The sequence below is a fragment of the Polaribacter sp. SA4-12 genome, assembly GCF_002163675.1.
Classification (GTDB): Bacteria; Bacteroidota; Bacteroidia; order Flavobacteriales; family Flavobacteriaceae; genus Polaribacter.
In genome coordinates this window covers 3,677,225-3,704,182 of sequence record NZ_CP019334.1, presented here as the reverse complement: position 1 = coordinate 3,704,182, position 26,958 = coordinate 3,677,225, and the positions used below count along the sequence as shown (strand labels likewise).

The 26,958-nt window shown below is 34.6% G+C and carries 20 protein-coding genes; 11 read left to right on the top strand and 9 right to left on the bottom strand.

Annotated elements, in window-relative coordinates; genetic code table 11:
• Positions 1 to 94: 94 nt before the first annotated feature.
• Positions 95 to 724 (bottom strand): helix-turn-helix domain-containing protein, encoded by a 630-nt coding sequence (locus BTO07_RS16025; protein WP_157663363.1) that lies wholly within the window; start codon positions 722 to 724, stop codon positions 95 to 97.
• A 394-nt stretch (positions 725 to 1,118) separates the two neighbouring features.
• Between BTO07_RS16025 and BTO07_RS16020 the strand changes: the two genes are divergently transcribed.
• The 11 genes from BTO07_RS16020 to BTO07_RS15970 all read left to right on the top strand — a co-directional run bounded on the left by BTO07_RS16020 (position 1,119) and on the right by BTO07_RS15970 (position 18,737).
• Positions 1,119 to 2,600 carry an alpha-L-fucosidase gene (locus tag BTO07_RS16020; RefSeq protein WP_087522189.1) on the top strand — a complete coding sequence of 494 codons (1,482 nt, stop codon included), beginning with the start codon at positions 1,119 to 1,121 and terminating at the stop codon, positions 2,598 to 2,600.
• Positions 2,601 to 2,626: 26 nt separating this feature from the next.
• Entirely contained in the window at positions 2,627 to 3,130 is a 504-nt protein-coding gene (locus tag BTO07_RS16015; RefSeq protein ID WP_087522188.1) for a MaoC/PaaZ C-terminal domain-containing protein, read from the top strand.
• A 96-nt stretch (positions 3,131 to 3,226) separates the two neighbouring features.
• Positions 3,227 to 3,520 (top strand): hypothetical protein, encoded by a 294-nt coding sequence (locus tag BTO07_RS16010; RefSeq protein WP_087522187.1) that lies wholly within the window; start codon positions 3,227 to 3,229, stop codon positions 3,518 to 3,520.
• A gap of 10 nt (positions 3,521 to 3,530) precedes the next feature.
• Positions 3,531 to 5,363: a DUF7402 domain-containing protein gene (locus tag BTO07_RS16005; protein WP_087522186.1), complete on the top strand. Its 1,833-nt coding sequence runs from the start codon at positions 3,531 to 3,533 to the stop codon at positions 5,361 to 5,363.
• Positions 5,364 to 5,373: 10 nt separating this feature from the next.
• Positions 5,374 to 7,308, top strand: coding sequence for a right-handed parallel beta-helix repeat-containing protein (locus BTO07_RS16000; RefSeq protein ID WP_087522185.1), 1,935 nt, complete (start codon positions 5,374 to 5,376; stop codon positions 7,306 to 7,308).
• A gap of 224 nt (positions 7,309 to 7,532) precedes the next feature.
• Positions 7,533 to 8,858 carry a glycoside hydrolase family protein gene (locus BTO07_RS15995; RefSeq protein ID WP_087522184.1) on the top strand — a complete coding sequence of 442 codons (1,326 nt, stop codon included), beginning with the start codon at positions 7,533 to 7,535 and terminating at the stop codon, positions 8,856 to 8,858.
• 58 nt (positions 8,859 to 8,916) lie between these two features.
• Positions 8,917 to 10,698, top strand: a complete 1,782-nt coding sequence (locus BTO07_RS15990; protein ID WP_087522183.1) for an arylsulfatase — start codon at positions 8,917 to 8,919, stop codon at positions 10,696 to 10,698.
• Between the two features lie 140 nt (positions 10,699 to 10,838).
• Positions 10,839 to 12,236, top strand: a complete 1,398-nt coding sequence (locus tag BTO07_RS15985; RefSeq protein ID WP_087522182.1) for a glycoside hydrolase family 28 protein — start codon at positions 10,839 to 10,841, stop codon at positions 12,234 to 12,236.
• Between the two features lie 95 nt (positions 12,237 to 12,331).
• Positions 12,332 to 14,509, top strand: a complete 2,178-nt coding sequence (locus tag BTO07_RS15980; protein ID WP_087522181.1) for a TIM-barrel domain-containing protein — start codon at positions 12,332 to 12,334, stop codon at positions 14,507 to 14,509.
• On the top strand, positions 14,506 to 16,011 hold the full coding sequence (locus tag BTO07_RS15975; protein WP_087522180.1) for an alpha-L-fucosidase: 1,506 nt from the start codon (positions 14,506 to 14,508) through the stop codon (positions 16,009 to 16,011). The genes BTO07_RS15980 and BTO07_RS15975 overlap by 4 nt, the downstream gene beginning before the upstream one ends.
• Positions 16,012 to 16,058: 47 nt before the next feature.
• On the top strand, positions 16,059 to 18,737 hold the full coding sequence (locus BTO07_RS15970) for a glycoside hydrolase family 3 protein (RefSeq protein ID WP_087522179.1): 2,679 nt from the start codon (positions 16,059 to 16,061) through the stop codon (positions 18,735 to 18,737).
• Between the two features lie 125 nt (positions 18,738 to 18,862).
• Here the strand turns inward: BTO07_RS15970 and BTO07_RS15965 are convergent, their stop codons facing one another.
• The 8 genes from BTO07_RS15965 to BTO07_RS15930 are packed head-to-tail and all read right to left on the bottom strand — an operon-like array spanning position 18,863 to position 26,938.
• The gene (locus BTO07_RS15965) at positions 18,863 to 19,318 is read right to left on the bottom strand and encodes a MaoC family dehydratase (RefSeq protein ID WP_087522178.1); all 456 of its coding nucleotides are present in this window, start codon (positions 19,316 to 19,318) and stop codon (positions 18,863 to 18,865) included.
• 22 nt (positions 19,319 to 19,340) lie between these two features.
• The gene (locus BTO07_RS15960) at positions 19,341 to 20,105 is read right to left on the bottom strand and encodes an SDR family NAD(P)-dependent oxidoreductase (protein WP_198342545.1); all 765 of its coding nucleotides are present in this window, start codon (positions 20,103 to 20,105) and stop codon (positions 19,341 to 19,343) included.
• A 34-nt stretch (positions 20,106 to 20,139) separates the two neighbouring features.
• On the bottom strand, positions 20,140 to 21,156 hold the full coding sequence (locus BTO07_RS15955; RefSeq protein WP_087522176.1) for a zinc-dependent alcohol dehydrogenase: 1,017 nt from the start codon (positions 21,154 to 21,156) through the stop codon (positions 20,140 to 20,142).
• 20 nt (positions 21,157 to 21,176) lie between these two features.
• The gene (locus BTO07_RS15950) at positions 21,177 to 22,247 is read right to left on the bottom strand and encodes a Gfo/Idh/MocA family protein (RefSeq protein WP_087522175.1); all 1,071 of its coding nucleotides are present in this window, start codon (positions 22,245 to 22,247) and stop codon (positions 21,177 to 21,179) included.
• 2 nt (positions 22,248 to 22,249) lie between these two features.
• Positions 22,250 to 23,485, bottom strand: a complete 1,236-nt coding sequence (locus BTO07_RS15945) for an ABC transporter substrate-binding protein (RefSeq protein WP_087522174.1) — start codon at positions 23,483 to 23,485, stop codon at positions 22,250 to 22,252.
• Positions 23,486 to 23,487: 2 nt separating this feature from the next.
• A complete protein-coding gene (locus BTO07_RS15940; protein ID WP_087522173.1) occupies positions 23,488 to 24,630 on the bottom strand; it encodes a CaiB/BaiF CoA transferase family protein in 1,143 nt (380 codons plus the stop codon).
• A gap of 6 nt (positions 24,631 to 24,636) precedes the next feature.
• Positions 24,637 to 25,779, bottom strand: coding sequence for a CaiB/BaiF CoA transferase family protein (locus BTO07_RS15935; protein WP_087522172.1), 1,143 nt, complete (start codon positions 25,777 to 25,779; stop codon positions 24,637 to 24,639).
• A 4-nt stretch (positions 25,780 to 25,783) separates the two neighbouring features.
• On the bottom strand, positions 25,784 to 26,938 hold the full coding sequence (locus BTO07_RS15930) for an ABC transporter substrate-binding protein (RefSeq protein ID WP_087522171.1): 1,155 nt from the start codon (positions 26,936 to 26,938) through the stop codon (positions 25,784 to 25,786).
• Between the last annotated feature and the right edge of the window lie 20 nt (positions 26,939 to 26,958).

The following is a 26,958-nucleotide window of genomic DNA, read 5'->3' as shown; positions in this document are numbered from 1 at the left end:
TTTATTTTTAAGATATACTTTAGCTTCATGATACTATTAATCAGTTTAATCTAAAAGACAATGTTGTTGTAAATAAACATTTAATAACTTCCAATTATAAATTATCTAAACTAGCTCTGTAATCATTGGGTGAAAACTTAACATACTTTTTAAACATTTTACTAAAATAAGTATTACTATTAAAACCACATTGATATCCAATTTCTTTACATGAATAAGATGTTGTATTTAATAATAAGAGTGCTTTTTCAATTCGCTGCCTATTGATATAATCGATAGGATTTTGTTTTGTCAATTCCTTAAATTTTCTTGTATAATGATCCGATGACATCGAGTATTTTGCTGATAACTCAGATATATTAAGACGATTACTCAAATTTTGATGAATGAATAAAATAGATTCGGGAATCTTATTCATTGATTCAGTTTTCAACTCCATTTTAGTCGAGTTTATAAACTCAGACAGTAATAAGCTAATTATACCACTTGAAATTAAATTCTCTTTTGAACCATTTTGCTTATTTTTAAATGCGTTCAAATTCATCTTCTGATACTCCAAAGGATTACCTGAAGGTAAGCTCATATTAGGATTTGCTGAACACAACTTTTTAAACAATTCATAATGAAATGAACTCGCTTTTACTTCAATATTAAAGTTATACAATTGATAAATGCTTAGTTTATTAGGTAGTCGAATAGTAAATGTAGTATAATATTGCTCCATAAAATCATTACATTTATAGCTACACTGTTGAAAACTTGGAATTAAGTATAAATAACCTTTTCGAAGTTTGATTTTTTGATCCTTTAAATAGATATAAGCTTCGCCATTTGTAATAAGATATAATCGTGTAAATGGACTAATGATATTTGAATAGTCCCACTCCTCACCAAGTCGACAATGTTCAACAAAAGACACATTGAATGATAGTTTTTTTAAAAGACCAATATTATCCATTATTACTGTTACAATTATATTAACATGTAAATATAATTATAAATAATTTGATCTTAACTCAATAGTAATATCGGTTTTGTTAAATTTTTAAAAGAATTTGTTCAATTTGGAATTCTTAATAACATTTACCTTTGTTAATGAGTATTAAAAGACTTGAAACATGAACAAATTAAAGAAAACATTAATTATAATTACTTCATTGATTAGCTGTCAATTTATTTTAGGGCAAGATAAATATGAAGCCAATTGGGAATCACTTTCACAATATGAATGCCCGGAGTGGTTTAGGGATGCTAAATTTGGAATTTACACGCATTGGGGAGTATATTCAGTTCCTAAAGATGAGTCAGACTGGTACGGAACATATATGTATAAAGAAGGCCATCCAAACAACAAGACTCATAAAGAAAATTATGGGGATCCAAAAGAATTTGGTTACAAAGACTTGGTTCCACTTTTCAAAGCTCCTAAATTTGATGCTGATGAATGGGCTGATTTATTCGTAGAAGCTGGTGCGCGTTTTGCTGGTCCTGCAGGAGAACATGCTGATGGTTTTTCTATGTGGGACTCTAAAGTAAATGAATGGAACTCTGTAGACAAAGGACCGAAACGCGATATTGTTGCCGAAATGGAAAAAGCAATTCGTAAGCGCGGATTGAAATATGTAGTAAGCCTTCACCATTCATGGCTATGGGGTTGGTTTCCAACTTGGGATGAAAGTACCGATTGTGCTGACCCTAATAACGCTTCTTTATATGGAGAAAAGGTTCCTGAAACTGCTTGGCAAGTAGGAGAAGGTCAAAATTATTACCAAGTAAACCCTATGCCAAGTGCAGCATTTGAAAAAGTTTGGTTAGAAAAAGTAAAAGAAGTAGTAGATGGTTATTCACCCGATTTACTTTGGTTTGATAATCGAGTACAAATTCTATCAGAAAAAGTGCGTAAAGAGATGATGGCTTATGCATACAATGCTGCAGATAAAAAAGAACAAGAATTCGTTTTAACTTTTAAACGTCCTGACTTCCCTCTTGGAACTGGTACAGTTGATCTTGAGCGTAATCGTATGCCAAAAATATATCCAGAACCTTGGTTGACCGATAATTCTATTTCAAAACAAAAATGGATTTGGCATAAAGATTTAAAATGCTATCCAACAAACAATTTGGTAGACGATTTGGTAGATATTGTAAGTAAAAACGGTAACCTTTTACTAAATGTTGCACCACATCCTAACGGAACTATTCCTGATGACCAAAAGCAACGTTTAAGAGAAATGGGGAAATGGCTGAAACTTAATGGTGAAGCTATTTATGAAAGTAGACCTTGGCTTATTTATGGTGAAGGTCCAACTGAAATAAAAACAGGACATTTAGCAGATATGAAATTTGATGGTTTTGGTGATGAAGATATTCGTTTTACTACTCGTAATGGGCAATTGTACGCCATTGCTTTAGGATGGCCAGAATCTGGAATTCTTTCCATAAAATCCTTGAGTTCTACTAGTTATAATGATAAAATAGAAAAGATTGAATTAATTGGCTCTGAATCTAAAATTACTTTTAAGCAAACGGTAGCTGCATTGGAAATTCAACTACCAAAAAACAAACCTTGTAAACACGCTTTTGTTTTTAGAATAAATTAATATAAACAAGAAATAAATTAAAAGATATGCCAGAAAACACACCATTATCACAGCATAAAGACATTCCATTATACAATACAGAGACATGGATGTATGAAGATTTTAAAATAGGTCAAAAAGACAGATCAATAAGTAGAACCATATCAGAAGGAGAAGCAATGATGTTTAATGGGTTGGTATTAGATATGCACCCTTATGTTGGAGACCAAAAATTTGCAGAAGAAGAAGGTCTGTTTGGAAAAAGATTAGTAGCTGGCGCAATGGTTTTTAGTTTAGGATTAGGGCTAATGGCCAATAACAATGTCAACACCTTTAGTTACGGCTACGATAAATTACGATTTATTAAACCTGTTTTCATTGGTGATACTATTTATACAGTTAGAACTCATTTAAATAAGACGCCAAAATATGACGAAATGGGTCTTATAACAGTAAGTTACGAGATATATAAGCAACCTGGAGAATTGGTATTGTACTGCGAGCATCTGCAAACTGTAAAGTATCGAAATCCTAGTGATATTATTCGTTAATAAAACAGTAATTTCATTACCTAAACCCTATTTAAAAATATCAAAAACAGGCTTATTGGGTACAAAACGTTAATTTATTGAAAAAAAAGTATTGTAATGAATTCGAAAGAAAGATTTAAACAGACAATAAATCATAACGAACCAGACTCGTTGGTTGTAGATTTTGGAGGAACTGCAGTTACTGGTATCCATGTACTAGCGATAGAAAATCTCCGCAATTACTATGGGTTAGACAATAAACCTGTACGGGTAATAGAACCGTATCAAATGTTAGGCGAAATTGATGATGACCTAGCGAAAATTATGGGTATTGATATTTGCGGAGCCTACGGTAGAGATAATATGTTTGGATTTAACAATCAACCTCCGCTTAAAGAATTTAATCAATAATCTAAAAAACATGAAACCTATTTTTTTTATTCTTTTATCTTTTACTATTAATACATTGCTAGCACAGGAAAATGTAAAGTTTAAATATATCGAAATTCCTGACAGAATGCCTGAAGGTTTTGTTTGGGAGTCAAAAATACCAGATGATTGCCCATTTGAACAATCTGATTTATTTAACAGAGTTTACTTTTCAGGAAAGTTTGGTGATTATTTATGCGGCGATACCTTTTATCCGACATGGGCTGAAGATGGAAACCTATATTCTCCATGGACAGATGGAGTAACAGATCAAATACGTAGTACTTCATATAATAAAAAAGATCCCACTAATATAGTAACCGGACATGCAGTAATAAAAGGAGATGATCCTTTGCGTTTAGACATAAGAAATACATCATATCCCAAAAAGGCTGAAGCAATACCTTACCAAGGCAGATACCCAGCAGGATCCCTAATATATGACGGTATTTGGTATTACGCAACCTATTGTTTAACGTCTGGAAACGCTGAAGAATATTCAAATCCTGTTCACAACGGTTTTAGATACAACTGGCCAGTATTAGGACCTATCCCTGGTTTTCAAATATCATACGACAAAGGCAAGACATGGACCGACTCACCACTTACACCCGAAGAACCACTTTTTCCAGAACCTAAAAAGAAGTTTGGTGCTGTAAAAATGGGCGCTCCACACTTTGTTGATTTTGGCAAGAACATGGAATATTCTCCTGACGGAAAAGCTTATTTGTTAGGAATGGGAGCTTTAGATAATGACCCAGAGCCTCGCCCTTGCATCCACAAAAAGTTTGGTGTAGAATATGAAATTAGCCATGAATGCCCAGATACCGAATTCAAACACGCCAACCTTAGCTGGATTTCAGCTGATCAGATATACCTTTCTCGAGTTAAGCCATCACCAAAAACAATGAACAACATAAAGGCCTATGAATTTTTCGCAGGACATGACCTAAAAGGAAAAGCCATTTGGAGTGATGATTATGACGATATAAAACCTTTGTTGGAGTGGAATAATAACATGGGATGTGTTACTGCTACCTATTTTCCTGGCTTAAAAAAATACATCATGTGTATTACTGACGGTTGGCCTACAACAGCATCCATGGATTCATATTTCCTTGAATCTGATAAAATTACAGGTCCATGGAAAATAATTACATACATGGAAAACTTTGGCGAACAGTCTTATTTCCTTAATTTGCCGAGTAAATTTATCAGCCCGGATGGTAAAAATGCCTGGCTTTGTCATTCCGCTAACTTTTGGAGTGGCGGAAACGGAATCAGTTTGGAGTTTAAACCTTTTGGCGGAAAATACGGACTTAGTTTACACGAATTACGTTTTCTATCCAAAGACGAAGAAGATCCGGTAAATCCGACAAAACAAGCAGAAGATATCTATGCAGGAAATATTGCCACACAGGCTAAAGTAACGCTAAGTAGCAACGATCAAGCAGATAAAATTGACATAACAGATCAAAAAATTCCTGTATTCGAAAGTTTCGACGGAAACACCTGGCCAAATGTAGGAAATAAATCGGGCGAATGGGTAAAACTCGAGTGGGATAAAAAGCAGCATATTAATAAAATAATATTGGTAGATCATCCTGATGTTTATGGATCTGTTCTATCAGGTTTGCTAACATTTAGCGACGGTACTTTTATTCATATCGATAAAGAACTACCAACCTCTGCATGTGAAGGACTGCAAATTAATTTTCCAACAAAAAATGTAAAATGGGTTAAATTCACTATTCTAAAAACCTACACACAACGAGCTAAAAAAATTGGAATTTCTGAATTTGCAGTTTTTAAATCAAACCAATAACTATATAAACATGAACAAACTATTTATTTTTATCCTCGCATTTATAACGCCTTTAGCCATATTTGCTACGGAATATCATGTATCAAAGACTGGTAACAACAAAAATCTAGGCACGCAAGAGTCTCCATTTTTAACCATACAATCAGCTGCTAACATTGCAAATCCCGGTGATACAATTACTGTACACGAAGGAATTTATCGCGAATGGGTTAATCCCCTTCGAGGTGGTTTAAGTGATAATGAAAGAATTGTATATCGTGCTGCCACAGGAGAAAAAGTTGAGATTAAAGGTTCAGAAGTAATCTCAGGTTGGAAAAAAGTGGAAAATGGTGTTTGGAGAGTTAAAATTCCAAATACTTTCTTTAAAGATTATAATCCATATAAAGACACCATTATGGGTGATTGGTTTAAGGATTGGGGACGAATTCATCACACCGGTGATGTCTATTTAAATGGAAAATCTCTGTTCGAAAAAGAAAAATTAGACTTGGTATTAAACTCAAATGACACCCATAAAAGCAAAAAATTAGGATCAGGCTATACCTGGTATTGCGAAAGTGATTCTGAGAACACAACTATTTGGGCTAATTTTCACAATTTCAATCCTAATAAAGAACTTATAGAAATTAATGTTCGTAAAACTTGTATTTACCCAAGTAAACCTGGTATAAATTACATAACAATTAGTGGATTTGATGTTAGTCAGGCAGCAACTCAGTGGGCAGCCCCAACAGCAGAACAAATAGGGATGATTGCTACACACTGGAATAAAGGATGGATTATTGAAAATAATAAGATTCACGACTCCAGATGCTCGGGAATAACCTTAGGGAAGGAGAAAAGCACAGGCCATAATGTATGGTTAGCCGACCCAAGTATTGATGGTTCAGTTCATTATTTAGAAGTAACTTTTAATGCTCTACGTGCAGGATGGAATAAAAAAAATATAGGTTCACATATTGTACGAAATAATGAAATTTATAATTGTGAGCAAACGGGTATTTGTGGAAGCTTTGGTGCTGCTTTTAGTATTATTGAAAATAATCACATTCACCATATTTGGACAAAAAGGCAATTTGCCGGTGCAGAATTAGCAGGAGTAAAAATTCATGGGGGAATCGATTTGGTACTTCGAAAAAACAGAGTGAATGATTGTGGTAGAGGGTACTGGTTAGATTGGATGACACAAGGAGTTCGTATATCTCAAAATTTGATGTACAACAACGACCGGGAAGATATGTACTTCGAAGTAAACCATGGACCATACCTTGTAGACAACAATATTCTATTATCTAAAGTAGGCCTTGTTAATCAATCGAGCGGAGGTGCTTTTGTACACAATCTATTTGCTGGTGAAACAAAAATTTGGGCAGAACCTAACAGGTTTACACCTTATCAACTGCCCCACTCTACCGAAATAGCCGGCGTTTCTGGAATTTCTTCGGGAGACAATCGTTTTTACAACAATATTTTTGTCGGCATTGGAGTTGGCAAGGGTAATAATAAAATAAATGTTAATCTTTATGGTTTGTCAACACTTAACGATTCTTTACAATTGGCTTGGGAAAGTCCTAAAAAGCGAAAAATAATTATTCCGTCTTTTGTTAATAATAATGTTTATTTTAATGGTGCACTTCCATATAAAAGCGAAGAAAGCTTTATAAACAAACAGAATTTTAATCCAGAATTAAAAATGGTGCAAGAAGATGGTAATATTTATTTAAACATTAATTTGAGTGAGCTTTTACCTATTGTGGATAAACAATTCGTTACAACTTCTTTGTTAGGGAAAACACAAATTTCAAAGGCGGCTTATGAAAACACCGATGGTTCTCCTTTGTCTGTTAACCAAGATTATTGGGGTAATACGCGTTCAACTGATAAATTACTTCCCGGTCCTTTTTCAAATATTAATATTTCAACTACTAAAATTAAAGTGTGGTAATTAGAAAATTAACTTCAGGTATAAAGCGAAGACATTCGATATAAGCAAGTGATATATATTGAATAAGTGAAAGAAGTGATTGAATAAGTGTCGACTACTATCAAATTATTAATATCACAATACTGGGTACTGAAATAAAAACTCAAGGTTTAGTGATTGAAGTACAGCATCCTTCTGATAATGTTACTGCTGTCATTTTTGAGGTATTGATTAAATAAAATAATATGAACAAACTACTTGCTTTTATCCTGTTAACAATTAGTTTCAGCAACATTAGTGCTCAAACTCCCAATACATTTAAAAATCCCATATTACCTGGGTTTTACCCCGCCCCATCTATTTGCAGAGTTGGAGACACCTATTATATGGTCAATTCGAGTTTTGAATGGTTTCCTGGCTTGCCAATTCATAAAAATAAAGACTTAGTTAATTGGGAGACAATTACCTCTAAAGATATTTTAGAAAAAGACCCCAAACCAGAACTAAACATTGGAGCCATGGTACAACCTGTCCCAGAGGAATATAAATTTATCGATTCCAACTATCACATTTGGGGAGCATCAACAGTGAAGGGCAACGATGGCTTATATCACATGTACTATTCCCGTTGGAAATACGAGTTAGGGCACATGGGTTGGGTAACCGATTCGGAAGTAGCTTATGCTATTGCAGATAAAGCCGAAGGCCCTTATAAACATGTAAATGTTGCGCTACCAGCCCGAGGTAAAGAATTTTGGGATGGAACAACAACCCATAATCCCACGGTCTTTAAAAAAGATGGTAAATATTATTTGTATTACATGGGAACAACATCGTCTGTTGAGGCTGTACAACCCACATCCATGAAAAACAAGGATTGGTGGAAATACAGAAATGGTCAAAGAATAGGTGTGGCTTGGTCTGAAAATCCAGCTGGCCCTTGGAATCGTTTAAACAAACCCGTTATTGATGTTAGCGATAACCCAACAGCACCAGATGCTTTAATAACATCGAATCCTGCCATAAACATTGCCCCTGATGGAAAAATATTTGCAGTTTACAAAGCCGTTGGAAAGCACGAAGGGTGGAAACCAGTAGATATGGAAAGTGACGATACTTGGCACGTTTCTAAAGGAAGTCGCGTACGCTATATGGTAGCTTTTGCTGATAATCCTAAGGGACCATTTACTAAACATGATGAAACAATTTTTGAAATGAAAGGATCGGAGGATGAACACATGATTGCTGAGGACCCTTTTGTTTTTAGCCTTAACGGAAAATATTATGCAATTGTTACCGATATCAAAGGTAAATTCACGGGCGATTGGGGTGCCCTCGCCCTTATGGAGTCGAACAATGGATATGACTGGGCACAGGCAAAACACCCGCTGGTTTTACCTAGTAAAATTTTAAAAACCGATGGTACACGAACCGAATATAAAGTTGAACGACCACAATTATTGGTTGAAGATGGAGTACCCACCTTCTTATATGGAGCACTAGGGATAAAGGTAAATGGTGTTCATCGTGGACATGCATGTAATTTGAGAATTAAACTAGAAAAAAAATAATCATAACTAAATAACACTTAAGGGTTCACATAAAAATAGATTAAATAAAATAGAAGCTATGAAAATAAAAGTAGGAGTTATTATTGGTTTGCTATTACTTACATCAGTGCATGTTTGGAGTCAAAACAACCCCAAGAAAAAACCCAATATTATCATTGTCATTACAGATGATCAGGGTAAAAATGATCTGGCCTGCGAAGGAAACCCATACATAAAAACACCAACTTTGGATGCTTTCCATGCAGAAGCAATACGCTTTACTAATTTTCATGTGTCCACAACATGCGCACCAACACGAGCATCTTTAATGACCGGAAGGCACACCAACCGAATTAATGCGTATCATACAATTGCCGGTAGGTCTATTGTATTTGAGGATGAGGTAATGTTACCTCAAGTTTTAGCAAACAATGGCTATGTTAACGGTATGTTTGGAAAGTGGCATTTGGGGGATAATTATCCTTATAGACCTATGGATAAAGGCTTTCAAGAAGTAGTACGTCATGGCGGAGGAGGAGTGTCTCAAGGACCCGATTACTGGGCTAACGACTATTTTAATGATACCTACTGGAAAAATGGTGTTCCAACAAAATACGATGGATATTGTACTGATATTTTCTTTTCTGAAGCACTTAATTTTATTGATACCAACAAAGACAATCCATTCTTCTGCTACATTTCAACTAATGCCCCACATGGACCTTTTAATTGCCCTGAGGAATACATGGATATGTATAGTGATAATGACAAGCTATCGGAGCAATATCAACGTTTTTATGGTATGATAACCAACATAGATGATAATTTTAAATTGCTACAAAGTAAACTAAAGAAGCTAGGGCTTCTCGAGAATACCATTTTAATTTTCATGACTGATAACGGGTCGGCTGGAGGGCAGCATGTTTATGATGCTGGTATGACAGGTGGTAAAGGCTATGTTACAGAAGGAGGTCACCGTGTACCATTTTATATTAGTTGGCCTAATGGAAATTTAACTGGCGGTAAAGACATTAACGAGTTGACAGCACACTACGACATTTTACCAACTTTTGTTGATTTGCTTGATTTGGAGCATACACAGGTAAAACCACTCGATGGTAAAAGCATTGTACCATTATTAAAAGGAGGTAATACTAAATGGGAAAACAGGATATTGTATGTTGATACACAGCGCGAAATAAACCTGGTAAAATATAAAGATTATTCAGTGATGGATATGGATTGGCGGTTGATTAATGGGAAAGAGTTGTATAATGTGACCAAAGATCTAAAACAAAAAACAAATGTTATAGAACAATACCCCGAAGTAGCAGCAAAACTAAGTGAGGGTTATGAGAATTGGTGGCAATCATTCATGGATGAGGGTGTTAATGAGAGATATGCATATATTAAAGTGGGTACTAAATACGAGAATCCGGCACGTATTATGTCGCACGATATGATAACCGGAAAATTAGGCTGGGCCTGGCATCAACATGGGGCTATTGAAGCAACTCAGGCTTCAGGCCACTGGAAAATTGAATTTGTGCAGGATGGAAAGTATAAAATTAGTTTGCGTCGCTTCCCAAGGGAGTCTGGATTGGCCATTAATGATACCTTCCCCGAAGGTCCCCGCCCAAGACGTCTAGCACGCTATGTGCCGGCAAGTACAAAATCCGATTTTGTACAAACTTATCTTTATCTGGGCAGAAACTATGAAACAAAAAAAATTGAAGCCGATGCGGAGGAAGTTACCTATACCATAGACATGTCGTCGGGTAAATATAATATGGAGGCTCAATTGATAGATAGTGAAGGCAGAGTACACCCTGCTTACTATGTATATATTGAAAAATTATAAAAACTGGTTTAATACAGAGATATAAAATTTCTGAAAAAACTGCAAAATGAATACTGCCATAAAACGTAGTTTCGAATTAAAGTAGAAACAGAAAAAAATAGGACAAAACAAAAGGATATTAAAACGAAACCAATTCAATTATGAAAATAATATTAACAACTTTATTAATAACACTGACCATAGTTTCAACAAGTTACTCAAAAGACTTTAATATTGAAGATTATGGTGCTATTGGAGATGGAGAAACTTTGTGTACTCAAGCTGTTCAAAAAGCTATAGATGCTTGTACTTTTTATGGTGGTGGTCGTGTCGTTGTTCCTTCAGCTAAAACATATATAATTGGCACAATATACCTTAAGAGTAATGTGACCTTATATCTTGAAAAAAATGCGACTTTAAAAAGCACCTTAGATTATGATCTGTATACTACGGACACATATAAAACGAGGTATAAGTTAGAAAAGCACATGAGTCGTTGTTTGATTTATGCTGAAGATGCTGAAAACATAACCATTGAGGGGCATGGCACAATTGACGGCAATGCGCTAGAAGAGTATTTTCATCCTAAGAACGGAACTGGCAGACCTATGTTGATGCGTTTTTTACGTTGTAATAATTTTAATGTAAAAGATGTTACCCTTATAAATCCAGCTTCGTGGACAACCGACTGGGTTTTTTGCGATAATATTACCATCTCCGGAGTGGATGTTGTAGCCCAAATGCAACATAACGGAGCAGCCATTGCGCTTGATGGCTGTACAAATGTACAAGTTACCAACTGTAATTTTGATACTAGTGACGATGCCGTTGCAATAACGTCTTCAGCCAAAGATAAACCAAGTAAGAATATGGTTTTCAGCAACTGTACCTTTACCGGAAAATGGTCTGCGTTTCGCATTGGACTTTTATCACTTGGCGATTTCGAATCAATTTCTGTTACCAATTGTACCTTTACAAACATTACCGATGCTGGTTTTAAAATTCAGATGAACGAAGGTGCTGAACTGAAAAATATGGTGTTCTCCAACATCGTTATGAAAAATGTTCCGCGACCTATATTTATGACATTCTGCCAGCAAAAGGCCAGTGTCGATGCGCCTGACGGAATGTTTCCTATGAAAGCGATGCATCATTTCAACTTTAACAATATGATTATTGACAATAGTGAATTGGATAAAGATGCCAATATTTTCATTACTGGAATGCCCAATCATTACATTACAGATATACAGCTAAGCGATATTCAGATGATTTTACCCGGCGGAGGAACCAAGGAAGATGCCGAAAAAGAAAATATAAATGAATACACCTTAGACGTTCTTGATGGGTGGTGGCCAGAATTTAAGCTAATTGGCACGCTTCCTGCATCAGGAATTTATGTTCGACATGTGAATGGTATATACATGAATAATATTCAGATTAAAATGGCTGGCGAAGATGCGCGCCCTCCTATTGTTCTTGAAGATGTACCAAATTACGCGGCTAATGAGATTTATTTAAATTATAAAAAACTAAAAAGCGTTGTGGTAAGAAAGTAATATCTCACACTAGCTATGCTACTAATTTCATTGCAAAAAATAACAAGGCTTAATGGTTTTTTTAGCACTTCAAACAACTTCATTAATATAATATTATGAACCAATTAAAGATTTTTGTGCTCTATGTTATTAGTTTAATAGTCATTGCTTGCAGTGCTACTATTAAATCTGATTCTGTAAATAAACAATTCTACAACGAATTAAATGAGCAAGTAAACAGTGATTATTTTAGTCCATTAAAATTTGCCAATCATCAAATTGCAGATACCACAGATGTCAATTGGGAATTGAAGGACAAAAGCATATCGATAAGTACTTCAGAAGGTACTACAACTGTCAACTTTTCACCTATTCAAGTTACCTATTCAAGTGAGGTAAGCCATTCTAAATCTAGTTACTCATTTTTAATCTACAATTCAAACGGAACTACTAGTGTAATCGATGCATTGAAGGATTTTGAAAAGCACGGTGAGAAGGTTCAATTTTCGACGCTAGATGATAATATCAATATAGTAGTAGAGCCAAAAAAAAATTATTTAAAATGGAAAATCACACCCATAAACAAATCTCTTGTTGATTCAATTATAATAAAATCAGATTCAGAAGGTCCTTTTTATGGAGGAGGAGAACGATATATAGGTACGAAATTAAACGGACGAACAATATCTAATCAACCAAACGATCATTATTGGGACCCTCCACGAACGGAAATATCACCATGGGGAAACCCACATGAGCCTGGTCATTATAATAAATATGAACCGACCTATTTACAACTATCTTATTTTTTAAATACGCAAGGTCAGGCTTGGCTTATTGATGATGCGGCATCTGTATTTATGACTTTTCCCAAAGAGGGCAATGCTTTTAGTGTACGTATAGAGAGCAATCAGACGGAGTTTTATACTATTCAACGAGGAACTGCTAAAGGTGCGCTTAACACATTCACTTCTTTAGTTGGTAGACAGCCTGCTTTAGAAGATTGGGCCGTTGGTGTTTGGGTTTGTATGTTAGATGGTCAAGATTCTGTTTATGCAAAAGCAAATCGATTATTGGATTGGAAAATTCCAGCTACAGCAATATGGGTTTATGATATGGGAGATATTCCTAATTCACAAGGTTATGAAAATTGGACAACAGGTCCCTATTTGAACTTAAGGAAAATGACCGATTCGTTACACAATTTAGGTTATAAAGTACTTTCCTATTTACACCCTTACCAAGAAGTTAAACTCCCTAAGTCAGATGCAGATAATCCTACCTATAAAACGCTAGATTCCTTAGGTATTTTGCTTGTTACACCTCAAAATATTCGAAATTCGAGATACGCACACGACACCAATGGACTCTACAATTTCCATTTGCCCTTAATGGGCGAACTATGGCAAAATATGCTGCGTAATGTAATTAAAAGAGATGGTTTTGATGGATATATGGAAGATTTTGGCGATTTATCTTACTGCTTCGATCGAAAAAAGCAACAATGGAAAGCTATAGATTATGGTCAAGAAACGCCTTTAACTGCAAATCAGTATAACAATTCGTACCCTTTAGTTTATCATAAGCTAAGTTATTTACTGGCAAAAGAAATTGACCCGAAGTTAGCAACATTTTGCAGGTCAGGAAGTATTGGCGCAGCGCCTTACACAAAAATAATATGGGGAGGGGATCAATTGTCTAATTGGGATAAAACTTTTGGCTATCCATCTGTCATTACATCCGGAATATCATGTGGTCTTTCTGGGTACGCTAACTGGGCTCCAGATATTCTATCTAGCTCTACAGATATGGAACTTTGGAAACGTTGGGTACAGTTCGCTGCATTTACACTAATTATGCGAGATCACCTATGGGTTAATGATCCTACATCGGTAGATATATGGTTTAATGATGAAACACCGCAGTACTTTAAACGATATGCAGAAGTACACATGAAACTAGTTCCTTATATACAAGAGGCATTAGCACACTATCGTGAAACAGGAACACCTTTAGTACGTCATATGATGCTTGAATTTCCTGAAGAACCGGAAAGCTTTAATTGTGAATACCAATACATGTTTGGGTCGAAGTATTTAGTTGCTCCCGTTGTTGATAAAGGAGCTACGACAAAAAAAATCTACTTTCCAAAGGGTGAGTGGAAGTGTTTCTGGAATAAAGATTTGATTCGTTCTAGTGGAGAATGGATCACCGTTGATGCTCCCCTTGAAGACCTTCCGGTATATGAACGATTAATGGACATACACGTTGAATATATTAATCCTAAAATATGAGAATAAAAATCAAAATTGTATCATTTCTGTTTTTGCTAACCGTTTTTGGGTGCAATTCTACAGTTCAAACAGTTAATAAACAAGAAAAATATGAGCCAAACTGGTCATCATTAAGAAAGCACAATACTCCAGAGTGGCTTGATGGCATGAAATTCGGGATGTATTTTCATTGGGGACCACAAACTGTTGCATGTGAACTAGAGGATAAAAAGCTAAACAATCTTGATGCCATTGAGTATTGGACTGGAGAAAAATTTGATGCAAAAGTCTGGGTAGATTTAATGGAAAATGCTGGCGCTCAATTTGGTGGACCTGTGGCTTGGCACGGAAGCGGTTTATTAAATTGGGATAGCGACTTAACCGATTGGAATTCGGTAAACAAAGGACCTAAAGTAGATATTTATGGAAGTTTAGCAACTGAACTTCGAAAAAGAAACATGCCGGTAATATCTTCATTTCATACAGGTGATTTTTGGAGTAGAATGTGGGGGCCTCTTTCAAAGAAAGATTCAACTTATCTCAATCCCTATAATGATAACTCAGCTTATGCAACATCGAATAATGGACGGATTGCCTCAGTAATTTTTGATGGATGGTATGACCGAATTTCAGAAGCAATTGGTAAATATCAACCAGATATGGTTTGGTTTGATACAGGCTTTGGTGGTACGGTTGACAAAGAATTGAAAAAAGAAATGTATAAAGGGCGGTTGTTGTCTGACCAAAGTAATGTGCACAGAGGTGTACCAGAGTATTATCAACAAAAACTAATTAGTTATTATTTTAATAAGGGAATAGACTGGGGGAAAGAAGTCGAAGTAATTTATAAATCACACGATATTCCAGCAGGAATTGGTATGCGTGACATTGAAAATGGAAATTTGAAAGGGCTACAATACGATCCGTGGATAGCAGACATTGATATGTCACATCATGTTGATTGGACTGCTACATGGTTTTACAATCCAAAAAACCCGATAAAAGATGCGGGTACCTTAATAGATATGTTGGTGGATATAACTAGTAAAAATGGTAGAATCCTATTAAACGTACCGCCGATGGCTGATGGTTCATTCTCCGATAGTGTAAAAAAAGAACTTTATGCTATAGGTACATGGTTAAAAATTAATGGCCAAGCAATATACAATACAATACCTTGGATATACTATGGTGAAGGACCTACCGAGTTAACACTTACAGGGCACCATGCACAAGGTAAACATTCGGGTAAATTTATTCCTAAATATACTTCAGAGGATTTCCGTTTTACACAAAATGGAAAAATACTATATGCTATATGCATGGAATGGCCAGGAGAAAGTGTAGCAATAAAAACATTAGGATCAAATGGGAAACTATATCCCAACACCATAAAAAGTATAAGTTTGATTGGTAGTAAAGAAACCTTGAGTTGGGCACACACACCTGATGCATTGGTGGTTCAGTTACCAAAACAGAAACCATGTGAATATGCTTATGTATTAAAAATTGAGCGATTTTAAAAATACAGTAGATAAAATCATTAAACACTAATAATAAAAACAAAAATATGAAAACAAAAATATTAATTATTTTAATTATATCGGTAATCAATGTTTTTGGGCAATCAAATCCAAAAATAACTCCAAAATATAAAGATCTATCTCTTGATTTTGAAACCCGAACTCGAGACATTGTCAATCAAATGACTTTGGATGAAAAAATTTCTCAATTAGGGGATCGGTCTCCGGCAATCAAAAGATTAAACATTCCTGAATACAATTGGTGGAACGAATGTTTACATGGTGTTGCGCGAGCAGGAACAGCCACTGTATTTCCACAAGCTATTGGTATGGCAGCAACTTTTGATACTGCAATGATGAAAAAAGTTGCTGACATAATCAGTGACGAAGCAAGAGCAAAACATAACGAAGCAATTCGTAAAAATTGGCATGGAAGATATACAGGTTTAACATTCTGGTCTCCTAATATTAATATTTTTCGTGACCCTCGCTGGGGACGTGGACATGAGACTTATGGTGAAGACCCATATCTTACTGGACAAATGGGAATACAATTTGTAAAAGGCTTACAAGGTAACCACCCAAAATATTTAAAATTAGTAGCTACAGCTAAACACTTTGCTGTTCATAATGGACCTGAATCCCAAAGACATACTTTTAATGCAGTACCAAATACTAGAGACTTATGGGAAACATATTTACCAGCATTTAAAGATCTAATGGTAGATGCCAAAACCTATTCTATTATGGGTGCTTATAACCGTGTAGATGGAGAATCTGCCAGCGCAAGCTGGTTACTTTTACAAGATATTCTTCGAAATAAATGGGACTTTGATGGCTATGTTGTTTCTGACTGTGGTGCTATCAATGATATACATGCAAACCATAAAATATCGAATTCAGCTGCAGAGTCAGCAGCTATAGGAATAAGGAAAGGTTGTGATCTTAACTGTGGTGATGTTTATCAAAATCATTTGAAAGAAGCCATTAAACTAGGTTTAATAGATGAAGGAGAAATAGACCTTGCTGTTTACAGGTTGATGTTAGCAAGAATGAAGCTAGGTATGTTCGATCCTGTAGAAATGGTTCCTTACGCTAAAATTCCGATAGAAGTAAACAATAGCAAATTACATGATGAAATGGCATTAATAATGGCTCAAAAATCAATGACGCTTTTAAAAAATAACGGAATTCTTCCCTTAAATAAGAATAAAATTAAGAGAATTGCCGTAGTTGGTCCAAATGCAGACAACCTTGTAGCGCTTAGAGCAAACTATCACGGAGATGCATCTGCCCCAGTTACTATTCTAAAGGGAATTAAAAATAAAGTTGGGCTTACTACAGAGGTCACATATGCTAAAGCTAGTCCGCTAGTAGTAAGGGAAAATAGAACTATAGAACCTCGATTCTTACATCATGTTGATCGTAATGGAAAAAAACAACTTGGTTTATTTGGTCGTTTCTATAATAACAAAGATTTGGAAGGTGAACCTATTTATTCACGTGTTGATCATAAAATTGATTTTTTATGGTGGCAACATTCTCCTAATACTACTTTGGTAGGTAAGGGTTTGGTTCCTAAAGAGCAAATAATCCAATCTAATTCTTTTTCTGCAAAATGGACTGGGCAATTATTAGCGCCAAAGACGGGTACATATACTTTTGATTTAGAATCAATGGATGGAAGCAGGTTATATATCAACAATAAACTTATTGCAGACAACTGGAGCGTTCATCAAAATTTTAAAACCGTTCAAGGAAAAATAGATTTGAAAGGCGGTAAATCATACGATATAAAAGTTGAATATTACAATGTTTTAAGAAATGCAGCTATCACTGTTCGTTGGGAGGTTCCTAAAAACGATGAAGTGTTGAATGAAGAAATTGCAAAAATAATATCTGATGTTAAAAAAGCAGATATTGCAGTATTCGTTGGTGGTTTAAATGCCGATTGGGAAGGTGAAGAAATGTCTGAGAATGTGAAAGCTGACGGATTTTATCGAGGTGATCGTACAAAAATTGAATTACCAGAAATACAAAGAAGAACCTTGAAAGCTATGCTAAAGACAGGTACTCCGGTTGTACTAGTTTTAATGGGAGGAAGTGCAATTTCACTTGATGGATTAGAAAATGAATTAGAAGCAATTCTAATGAGTTGGTATCCAGGTCAACGAGGAGGAGATGCAGTTGCCGATGTTTTATTTGGCGACTATAATCCTGCAGGAAGACTGCCAGTTACCTTTTATAAGTCAACAAACGATTTACCAGATTTCAGCGATTATAATATGAGGGCTGGTAAAGGATTTACCTACCGATACTTTAAAGAAGCCCCCCTTTACCCCTTCGGACATGGTTTATCATATACCAAATTCGAGTATTCAAATCTAGAGATTAATAAGACTCAAATTAGTAGTGAAGATAAAATAAAGGTTTCGGTAAATATTAAAAATGCTGGAAAATTTGATGGAGATGAAGTAGTTCAGCTTTATGTAAAAGACCTTAAATCTGACAAGTGGATGCCAATGAAGCAGCTTCGTAAATTTGAACGTATTGCACTGAAAAAAGGAGAGGCTAAAACGCTTGAATTTGTTTTAGATCCAATAGAGGATATGCGTTACTACGATGCTATGCTTCAAAAATATATGGTAGAATCTGGTGAGTTCGAGATTCAAATTGGAGGGTCAAGTGAAGATATTCGACTTAAACAAATAATCAATGTAAAATAAGTAAACAGTAATTATGAAAAGTAGTGAATTTTGACCTATAGCCACATTACAAGACAAGGTTAAAACGAGAAAAACCGAGGGAAATTTCCTCGGTTTTTTTATTCATTTGAAAAATAGTTTAAATTTTATTTTTCAAAAGATTTCTTCTTTGCAAGTAAAATATGATCACAAACTAAAACTAACTCATCTCTTTGATTAAAGATTTCTACGTGCTCGTTTATATGACCTAATTCTGGTCTTTTTGTTTCTTCTATCTTCTCACTTATAGTAACAATTACTCTAATAGTATCACCAATATAAACTGGTTTTACAAAACGTAAACGATCATATCCTTTAGAAAAAGCTTCAGGATTTATCTCTGTTGCCGTCATTCCTATTCCAACAGCAAAAGTTAATGTTCCGTGAGCAATACGTTGTTTAAATGGTTGTGTTGCACACCATTCAGCATCCATATGATGAGGAAAATAATCACCTGTATGACCTGCGTGAACTACAAAATCAGTCTCAGTTATTGTTCTTCCTAAAGTTTCTCTTTTACTACCTAATTCGTAGTCTTCATAAAATCTTGATATAATATGCATAACTTAAATTTTTATTAGTGAATTACCTACCCATCCATCCACCATCTACAAGAACAGTTGTACCGTTCATATAAGATGCTGCTTCTGATGCTAAAAATACTGTTGGGCCAGCAAAATCTACTGCTTCTCCCCAACGTCCTGCAGGAATACGCTCTAAAATAGATTTATTTCTTTCTGGATTATTTCTTAATGCTTCTGTATTATCAGTTGCTATATAACCTGGAGCAATTGCATTTACATTTACACCTTTTCCTGCCCATTCATTTGCAAATGCCATAGTCATTTGACCAATTGCACCTTTACTTGCGGCATAACCAGGAACAGTAATTCCTCCTTGAAAAGTTAATAATGAAGCTGTAAAAATTACTTTTCCAGAACCTCTAGCAATCATATCTCTACCAAATTCTCTTGTTAAAATAAACTGAGCATTTTGATTTACTTCAATTACTTTATCCCATAATTCATCAGAATGTTCTGCAGCTGGAGCTCTTAAAATAGTTCCTGCATTGTTTACCAAAATATCAATCTGAGGATGATTTGCTTTTACTTCAGCAATAAACGCATATACAGCTTTTCTATCAGAAAAATCACATTGGTATGCTGTAAACTCTTTACCTGCAGCTTCAATTTCTTTTGACACTGCACTTCCTTCTTTTTCTAAAGTAGCTGAAACACCAATAATGTTTGCTCCTGCTTCTGCTAATCCAAGAGCCATTGCTTTTCCAATTCCTCTTTTACATCCTGTAACGATGGCTGTTTTTCCTTCTAAACTAAATTTATCTAAAATACTCATTGTGTATATTTTTGTATTGTTTTATTAATTATAATGAACAGTCCATTAGTACTTTCATTCCATCAGGATTATTGTCGATGTTTTCAAATACTTGTTGAATGTTTGTTAATGGTTGTACGTCTGTAATCATATCTTCAAATGGTAAATCATTTGCTGTGATTAAATCGATAGATTTTTCATAATCTTCTTTTTCGTACACTCTTGCTCCAATCAATTTTAATTCTTTCCAGAAGAATTTAAATAAATCTACTTCTTTCTTTTGTCCGTGAATTGCAACCATTAAAATTCTACCTCTAATTCCTGCAACTTCTGTCATAATATCTAAAGCTGGTTGAACACCTGCTACTTCAAAAACAACATCTGCTAAACGTCCTTCTGTTTGCTCTTTTACATATTGAACTAAATCAATATTCATAGGATTTACTGCATTTAATCCCATCTCTTTTGCTTTGGCAATACGCTTTTCATTTACTTCAGAAATAATAACGTTTGCACCAACTTCTTTAGCCACCATTGCAACTAATAAACCAATTGGTCCACCACCTAAAACTACAGCAGTTTCTCCTGCAACTAATCCGCTTAAACGAACATCGTGTGTTGCTACTGATAAAGGCTCAATTAAAGCCGCTAATTTTAAATCTGTATCAGATTTTAATTTGTGTAAAGTAAATGCTGGTACATTCCAGTATTCTTGCATTGCTCCTGGACTATCAATTCCGATAAATTTTAATTCTTCACAAATGTGATTGAATCCTTTATCTGAAGGCTTTACTTTTCTATCATCTAAAGGACGAACAACTACTTTGTCTCCAATAGAATAATCTGAAACTCCTTCTCCAACTGCGTCAATTACTCCTGACATTTCGTGACCAATAGTTTCTGGCATACGAACACGTTTATCCATCATTCCGTGGTAAATATGAACATCAGTTCCACAAACACCAACATAAGCTACTTTAATTCTAACTTCGCCTAGTTTTGGTGCTTCTATTTCTCTTTCTACTACTGTGAAGGTTTTATTTCCTTCGTATTGTGTTGCTTTCATTTTTATGAAAATTATTTTATTTAAATATCGTAATTGGGAGTTATACCTCCATCATTATTTGAAGCATATGCTGCTTCTACTACTGCCATAGAATGTGCTACATCTTCAACACTTGTTGGTAATTCATCTGTAGAACCTTCAACATAACGCATTAAAGAAGCCATAGTACCTACAAAAGCATCAGGAAACCAAGAACCTTCTAATTCAACCTCAACCCATTTAGGCTCTTCGCCTTCTTTTACGATACAGTACTGGAATAAATCTGGTTTTCCATTAGGATAATCTAACAACAAACCAATTCTTGCTTTAATTGCTCCTTTTGTTCCTTCCCATTTCACAAAACTCTCTTGATTTTTCTCACCAAAATTATGATCGTGATTCGTATTTATAATGGCACGTGTAGCGTCATTATAATCCATTATAGCTGTTGTTCTTGTTGATGACATTGGTTTACCAGGGTTTCTCAATGTTCTAGCATACACCTTCTTAGGATTTCCTAAAAACGAACGAATTAAATCGATATAATGAATACTATGTTGCTGAATTTCTAAACGTGGATGATTAACCACATTTGGAAAATACTCCCAAGGTGTATAGGTTGTTAAACGGACTTCAAAATCGTACAATTCACCAATTAAGCCTTGATCAATTATATTTTTTGCTGCCATAATATATGGCACAAAACGCATTTGACAGTTAATTGCTGCTTTTAATTTTTTTCTACGACAAACCTCTAAAATTTCTAAAGTTTGGTCGTAACTATCACCCATCGGTTTTTGAATTAAAACTGCTGCTTCATCTGGTAACAACTCTAAAGTTGCCACAAATTGATTAGGCATTAACGTTAAATCAAAAACGGCATTCTCTGGAGCTGCAGCAACCAAATCTTGTACGTTATCATAAACATTAGGAATGTTAAATGATGCTGCTAAATCTGTTGCACGTTGCTTTGTTCTATTTGTAATTCCCTCTACAACAAAACCTGCATTTCTGTATGCTGGTAAATGTGCATCACGAACTATTCCTCCTGCGCCAATTATATAAATTGGACGCTTTTCTTTTGGTAATTCTGGTTTGTAAACTATTTCCATAATTAATTATTTTCTATGCGATCAATCTCTTTCTGAGAATTGTTTAAAATTGTTTTTATATCATTTGAAGTATTTATAACTTCAACAACTAATTGATCTATTACATCTGCAATTTCTGACCAATTACTTTTTCTAGGAAGTGATCTTGTTTTAAGATGTAATTCTTCTAATTTATGATAATAAGGTACTTCTTTATTTACATCTTTATCGTGCCAAGTAGATTTACGACAACCTATTGCGCCTTCTAAAGTTAGAAGTTTATCATTCTCTTCATTTACAGCAAATTGAATAAAATCGTATGCTAAATCTTTATGCTGACTTCCACTTCCGATAACATACATCCAATATGCATTTAAAGAAGTTCCTTCTCCAGTTGGTCCTGCAGGAACATTTGCAATATCTACTTTTCCTTTTACCTTAGAATCTTCTAAAAACTCACACATAGATGCAAAACCAAACCAGTTTACCATCATTGCTAAGTTTCCATTTGCGAAAGCCATTCCTGATTTTACAGAATCAAAATTGCGAGAATCTGGATGAATTGCATTGGTGTTTTTTAATGCTTTTCTGTAGAATTCCATACCTTCTATTGCAGCATCAGAATTTAGTTTTATTTTTTTATTTTCGTCAAACAATTCACCATTACGTGTCCATAATTGTAGGCAGAAATCAAAAACAGTATTATGTCCATCAGGAAAAGCTGCAAATGTGGTTCCGTATAAACCTTGTTCTGGTCTATTGAAAAATTCGGCAACTTGCATTAAATCATCCCAAGTTTTCGGAATTTCTAAAGGTTTGCCATAAGCTTCATAAAAAGCGATTCCTTCTTCAACAGATTCGAATAAATCTTTTCTGTAAATTAAACATTCTGGTCCATCGTGAAAAGGTAAACCAACAGTTTTTCCATCAAACTCTTGTTTATATAATAATGACCTTGACCATCCTTTAGGAAAATCACTTGGAGAGTTTTCCTCTATAAAAGGTGTTAAATCTTCTATAGAATTTGAAGTATATGCTTCAGTTATCCAATCTGTATTTATTAGTGATACATCCCAAGTTCCGTTTTTTAAACCCTCTTCTTTTAAAATAGTATCATACAAAGGATGTAAATCTAAAGGAACTGCTTCCAATTCTAATTTACAACCAGTTTGTTTACAGAATGATTCCCAAATTTTATCTATGGCGCTTTCAAAAGCATCAAATTTTCTAACAGCTATTCTAAATTTATTGTTTTCCATTGTTAAGAAATTAGCTCGTTTACAATTGCTTCTGTGTGTTCACCTAAAGCAGGAGAACCAAGGCTTGACGTTAAAATTTCTCCATCAATTCTAATAGGACATCTAGTAGTTTCATATTCGAAACCATCTCCCATTTTTACTTTTTGAATCATTTCTAAAACCTTAAAACCATCTTGAGCAAATAAAGTATCCCAATCCATTACACTTGCACACCAAATGTCTGCAGGTTCTAAGATTGACAACCATTTTTCTGTACTATCTGTAGATAAATGATTGGCTAACGTTTTCTTTATTTCATCTCTTTTTGTAAACCAAGATGCAACTTCTTCATATTGTTTTAAAGGTTCACAACCTAACAATTCTCCAAGAACAGGAATTGATCCCATTGCCAATGCCATATAACCGTTTGTGGTTTGATAAACACCATAAGGCGCTCCTAAATATGCGTGTGCGCTATTGTTTTTTGGACGAACAGTTGGTGCTCCTCCATCGTGATAAAATGTTGTAATCGATTCGAATTGAAAATCTAAAATAGACTCTAACATACTCACAGAAACTTTACTTCCTTTGCCTGTTTTTGCCTTTTTTAATAATGCAGCTAAAATACCTTGCACCAAATGTGCACCCGATAAAATATCAACAATTGCTAAACCAACTGGTGTTGGACCACTTCCTTCAATTCCGTTTAACCAAGTTAAACCAGATAATGATTGAAGTAATAAATCTTGTCCTGGTTTTGTTTTCCAAGGACCTTCAGAACCATATCCTGAAATATCTCCATAAACAATATTTGGGTTTATTTTCTGAATCGTTTCATAATCAAATCCAAGTCGCTCTATAACACCTGGTCTAAAATTATGTATTAAAACATCTGCTTGTTCAATCAATTTTAAAACACGTTGTTTGTCAATATCGTTTTTTAAGTCTGCTGCAAAACTTTCTTTGTTTCTGTTTATGGCTCTAAAAATAGTAGATTCACCATTTAAATTGACATTTGAAACATATAATTGACGACAAATGTCTCCTGTACCTGGTCTTTCAACTTTTATAACTCTTGCTCCTAAATCAGCCATTCTTAATGTTGCTGAAGGTGCAGATAAAAACTGACTTAAATCTATAACTAATATATCTTGTAATGGTTTCATTATATACTATAGATTAAATTCTTTAATAATATCTTCTGTATGCTGACCAACTCTTGGAGCTGGTTTATTTGCGAATAACTTTTCATCGTTCACTTGTATTGGACACCTTAATGTATGCACCTCTTCTCCTGAAAGTAATGAGAATTTCTGATCCATTTTAAGTACTTTATATGCTTCGTGATTTAATAATGATTCATAATTAAAAACATCTGAACACCAGATACCTTCAGCTTCTAAAACTGTTAACCAATCATTGGTGTTTTTATGAATTAAAAATGATCTTATAATATCCATTATTTCATCTCTTTGAGTGAACCAAGAATCTGAATTGGTGTAAACACTTAACTCAGTACATTCTAAAACTTCACCTAACTTTAAAAGAGACCCCATTGCTATTGAAATATATCCGTCTTTGGTTTTATAGACTCCATAAGGAGCACCTAAATATGGATTTGCAGAACCTTCTTTTGTTCTTTCTGGTTTTTTATTCCCATCATTTAAATAAGTAGTAATCACCTCAAACTGAAGATCTAATGTAGATTCTAACAAACTAACTTCCACCAAAGAACCTTTATTTGTTTTTTCTCTTTTAATTAAACTTGCTAAAATTCCGTGCGCTAAATGTGTTCCTGTAATAATATCTGAAACTGCAGCACCTATTGGCACTGGATCATCATTTTTATCTCCAGATAAATTTGCAAAACCAGACATTGATTGTACTAATAAATCTTGACCTGGTTTTTTTGCCCAAGGACCTTTAGTTCCATAACCAGTAACGGTTGCGTATACCAGTTTAGGATTTAGTTCTTTTGCAATTGAATAATCTAAACCAATTTTCTCCATAACTCCTGGGCGAAAATTGTGTGTCATTACATCTGCTTGCTCAATTAGCTTTTTAACACGTGCTAAATCTTCTGGATCTTTTAAGTTTGCTGCGTAAGAATCTTTATTTCTATTTACAGTATGAAAAACCAAACTACTTCCATCTAAAAACAAGTTTTTAAGTGCAATCTGCCTTCCTGCTTCACCTGTGTTAGGTCTTTCAATTTTGATAACTCTGGCTCCTAAATCTGCTAATTTCAATCCTGCTGAAGGACCAGCCATAAATTGAGCAAATTCTAGAACTAAAACACCTTCTAATGGTCTCATAGTATTATTTATCTAGTGATTTGATGTACAATTCATTTAATCTAGAAAGCAATTCTTTTTCATCGCCTCCATTCATCATATACTCTCTAATTGGAGTTCCTGCTCTGTCTTGAAAATACATATGACCATTATATCTTGGGCGTAAAAACGCTCTATCTAAACTTGGTAATGTGTTCTTAAAGAAATTTGCAGTTAAACTATTAGTGTATTCATCTGTCCAAGATTTTCTATGTCCTGGTTGTCCGCCATTATCAAAAAATACTGTTTTCTGACATTCATCAGACCCAACATATTCTACATATTTCATAACAGTTTCTATTTCTTTAGTTTCTGCAGAAACCGCTAATCCAGTTCCACCTAAAGTTGAAATTGCTTTACCAAAACCTTTAATATCTACCATATCATGGAAGTGTAAAGGTTTTCTAGAATATCCTTTTCTACTATAATTTGTGTACCCATAAGCCCAAGGACAATATGCATATTTATCTGTTAAAGTCATAGCCTCATAACATTGAATTGGATTCCAATCAAAAACCTGAGGATCCATTTCAACAGCTAATTCTCTTAGCATTTTTAAAGCTTTTATTCCTACTTCCTCACTAACAACGTGTTCTTTTGAAGTACAAACATCTTCTCCCATTGTACAACACATCATATAAAAATTCATTAATGTGTCTTGAGGAATCCCAGGCATAATCACTAATCCTTTTTTAGCAAGTGCTAATAAATTGTCATAGGTTTCTGGTAATTTTAATCCGTTTTCTTCTAAAATATCTGGGCGACTTGCAGCAACAGGAGTTGCAGCATCTACAGCTAAAGCCCATTGATGACCATTAGAAGAATAACTCTCATGAGAACGCCCTACTGTGTTCTCTTCTAAATCTTTTAAAAATGCTTTTGGCAAATATTCATCTAAAGGTAAAATCACATTATTTTTCCCAGCAAAACCTGCCCAAGGATGATCTATGATTAACAAATCGTAACGTTTTGCTAATTCATTAATTGGTTCATCGGCAAAAGCTTGCAATGATCTTTTTTCCCAAGTGATATCAACATTTGGATTTAACTCTGTAAATCTTTGTGCTGTTGCAACCATAGATGTAAACCCACGACTATGATTCCAAGTAATTCCTTTTAACTGTATTCTTTTTGTACTCATTATATGTATACTTTTTATAT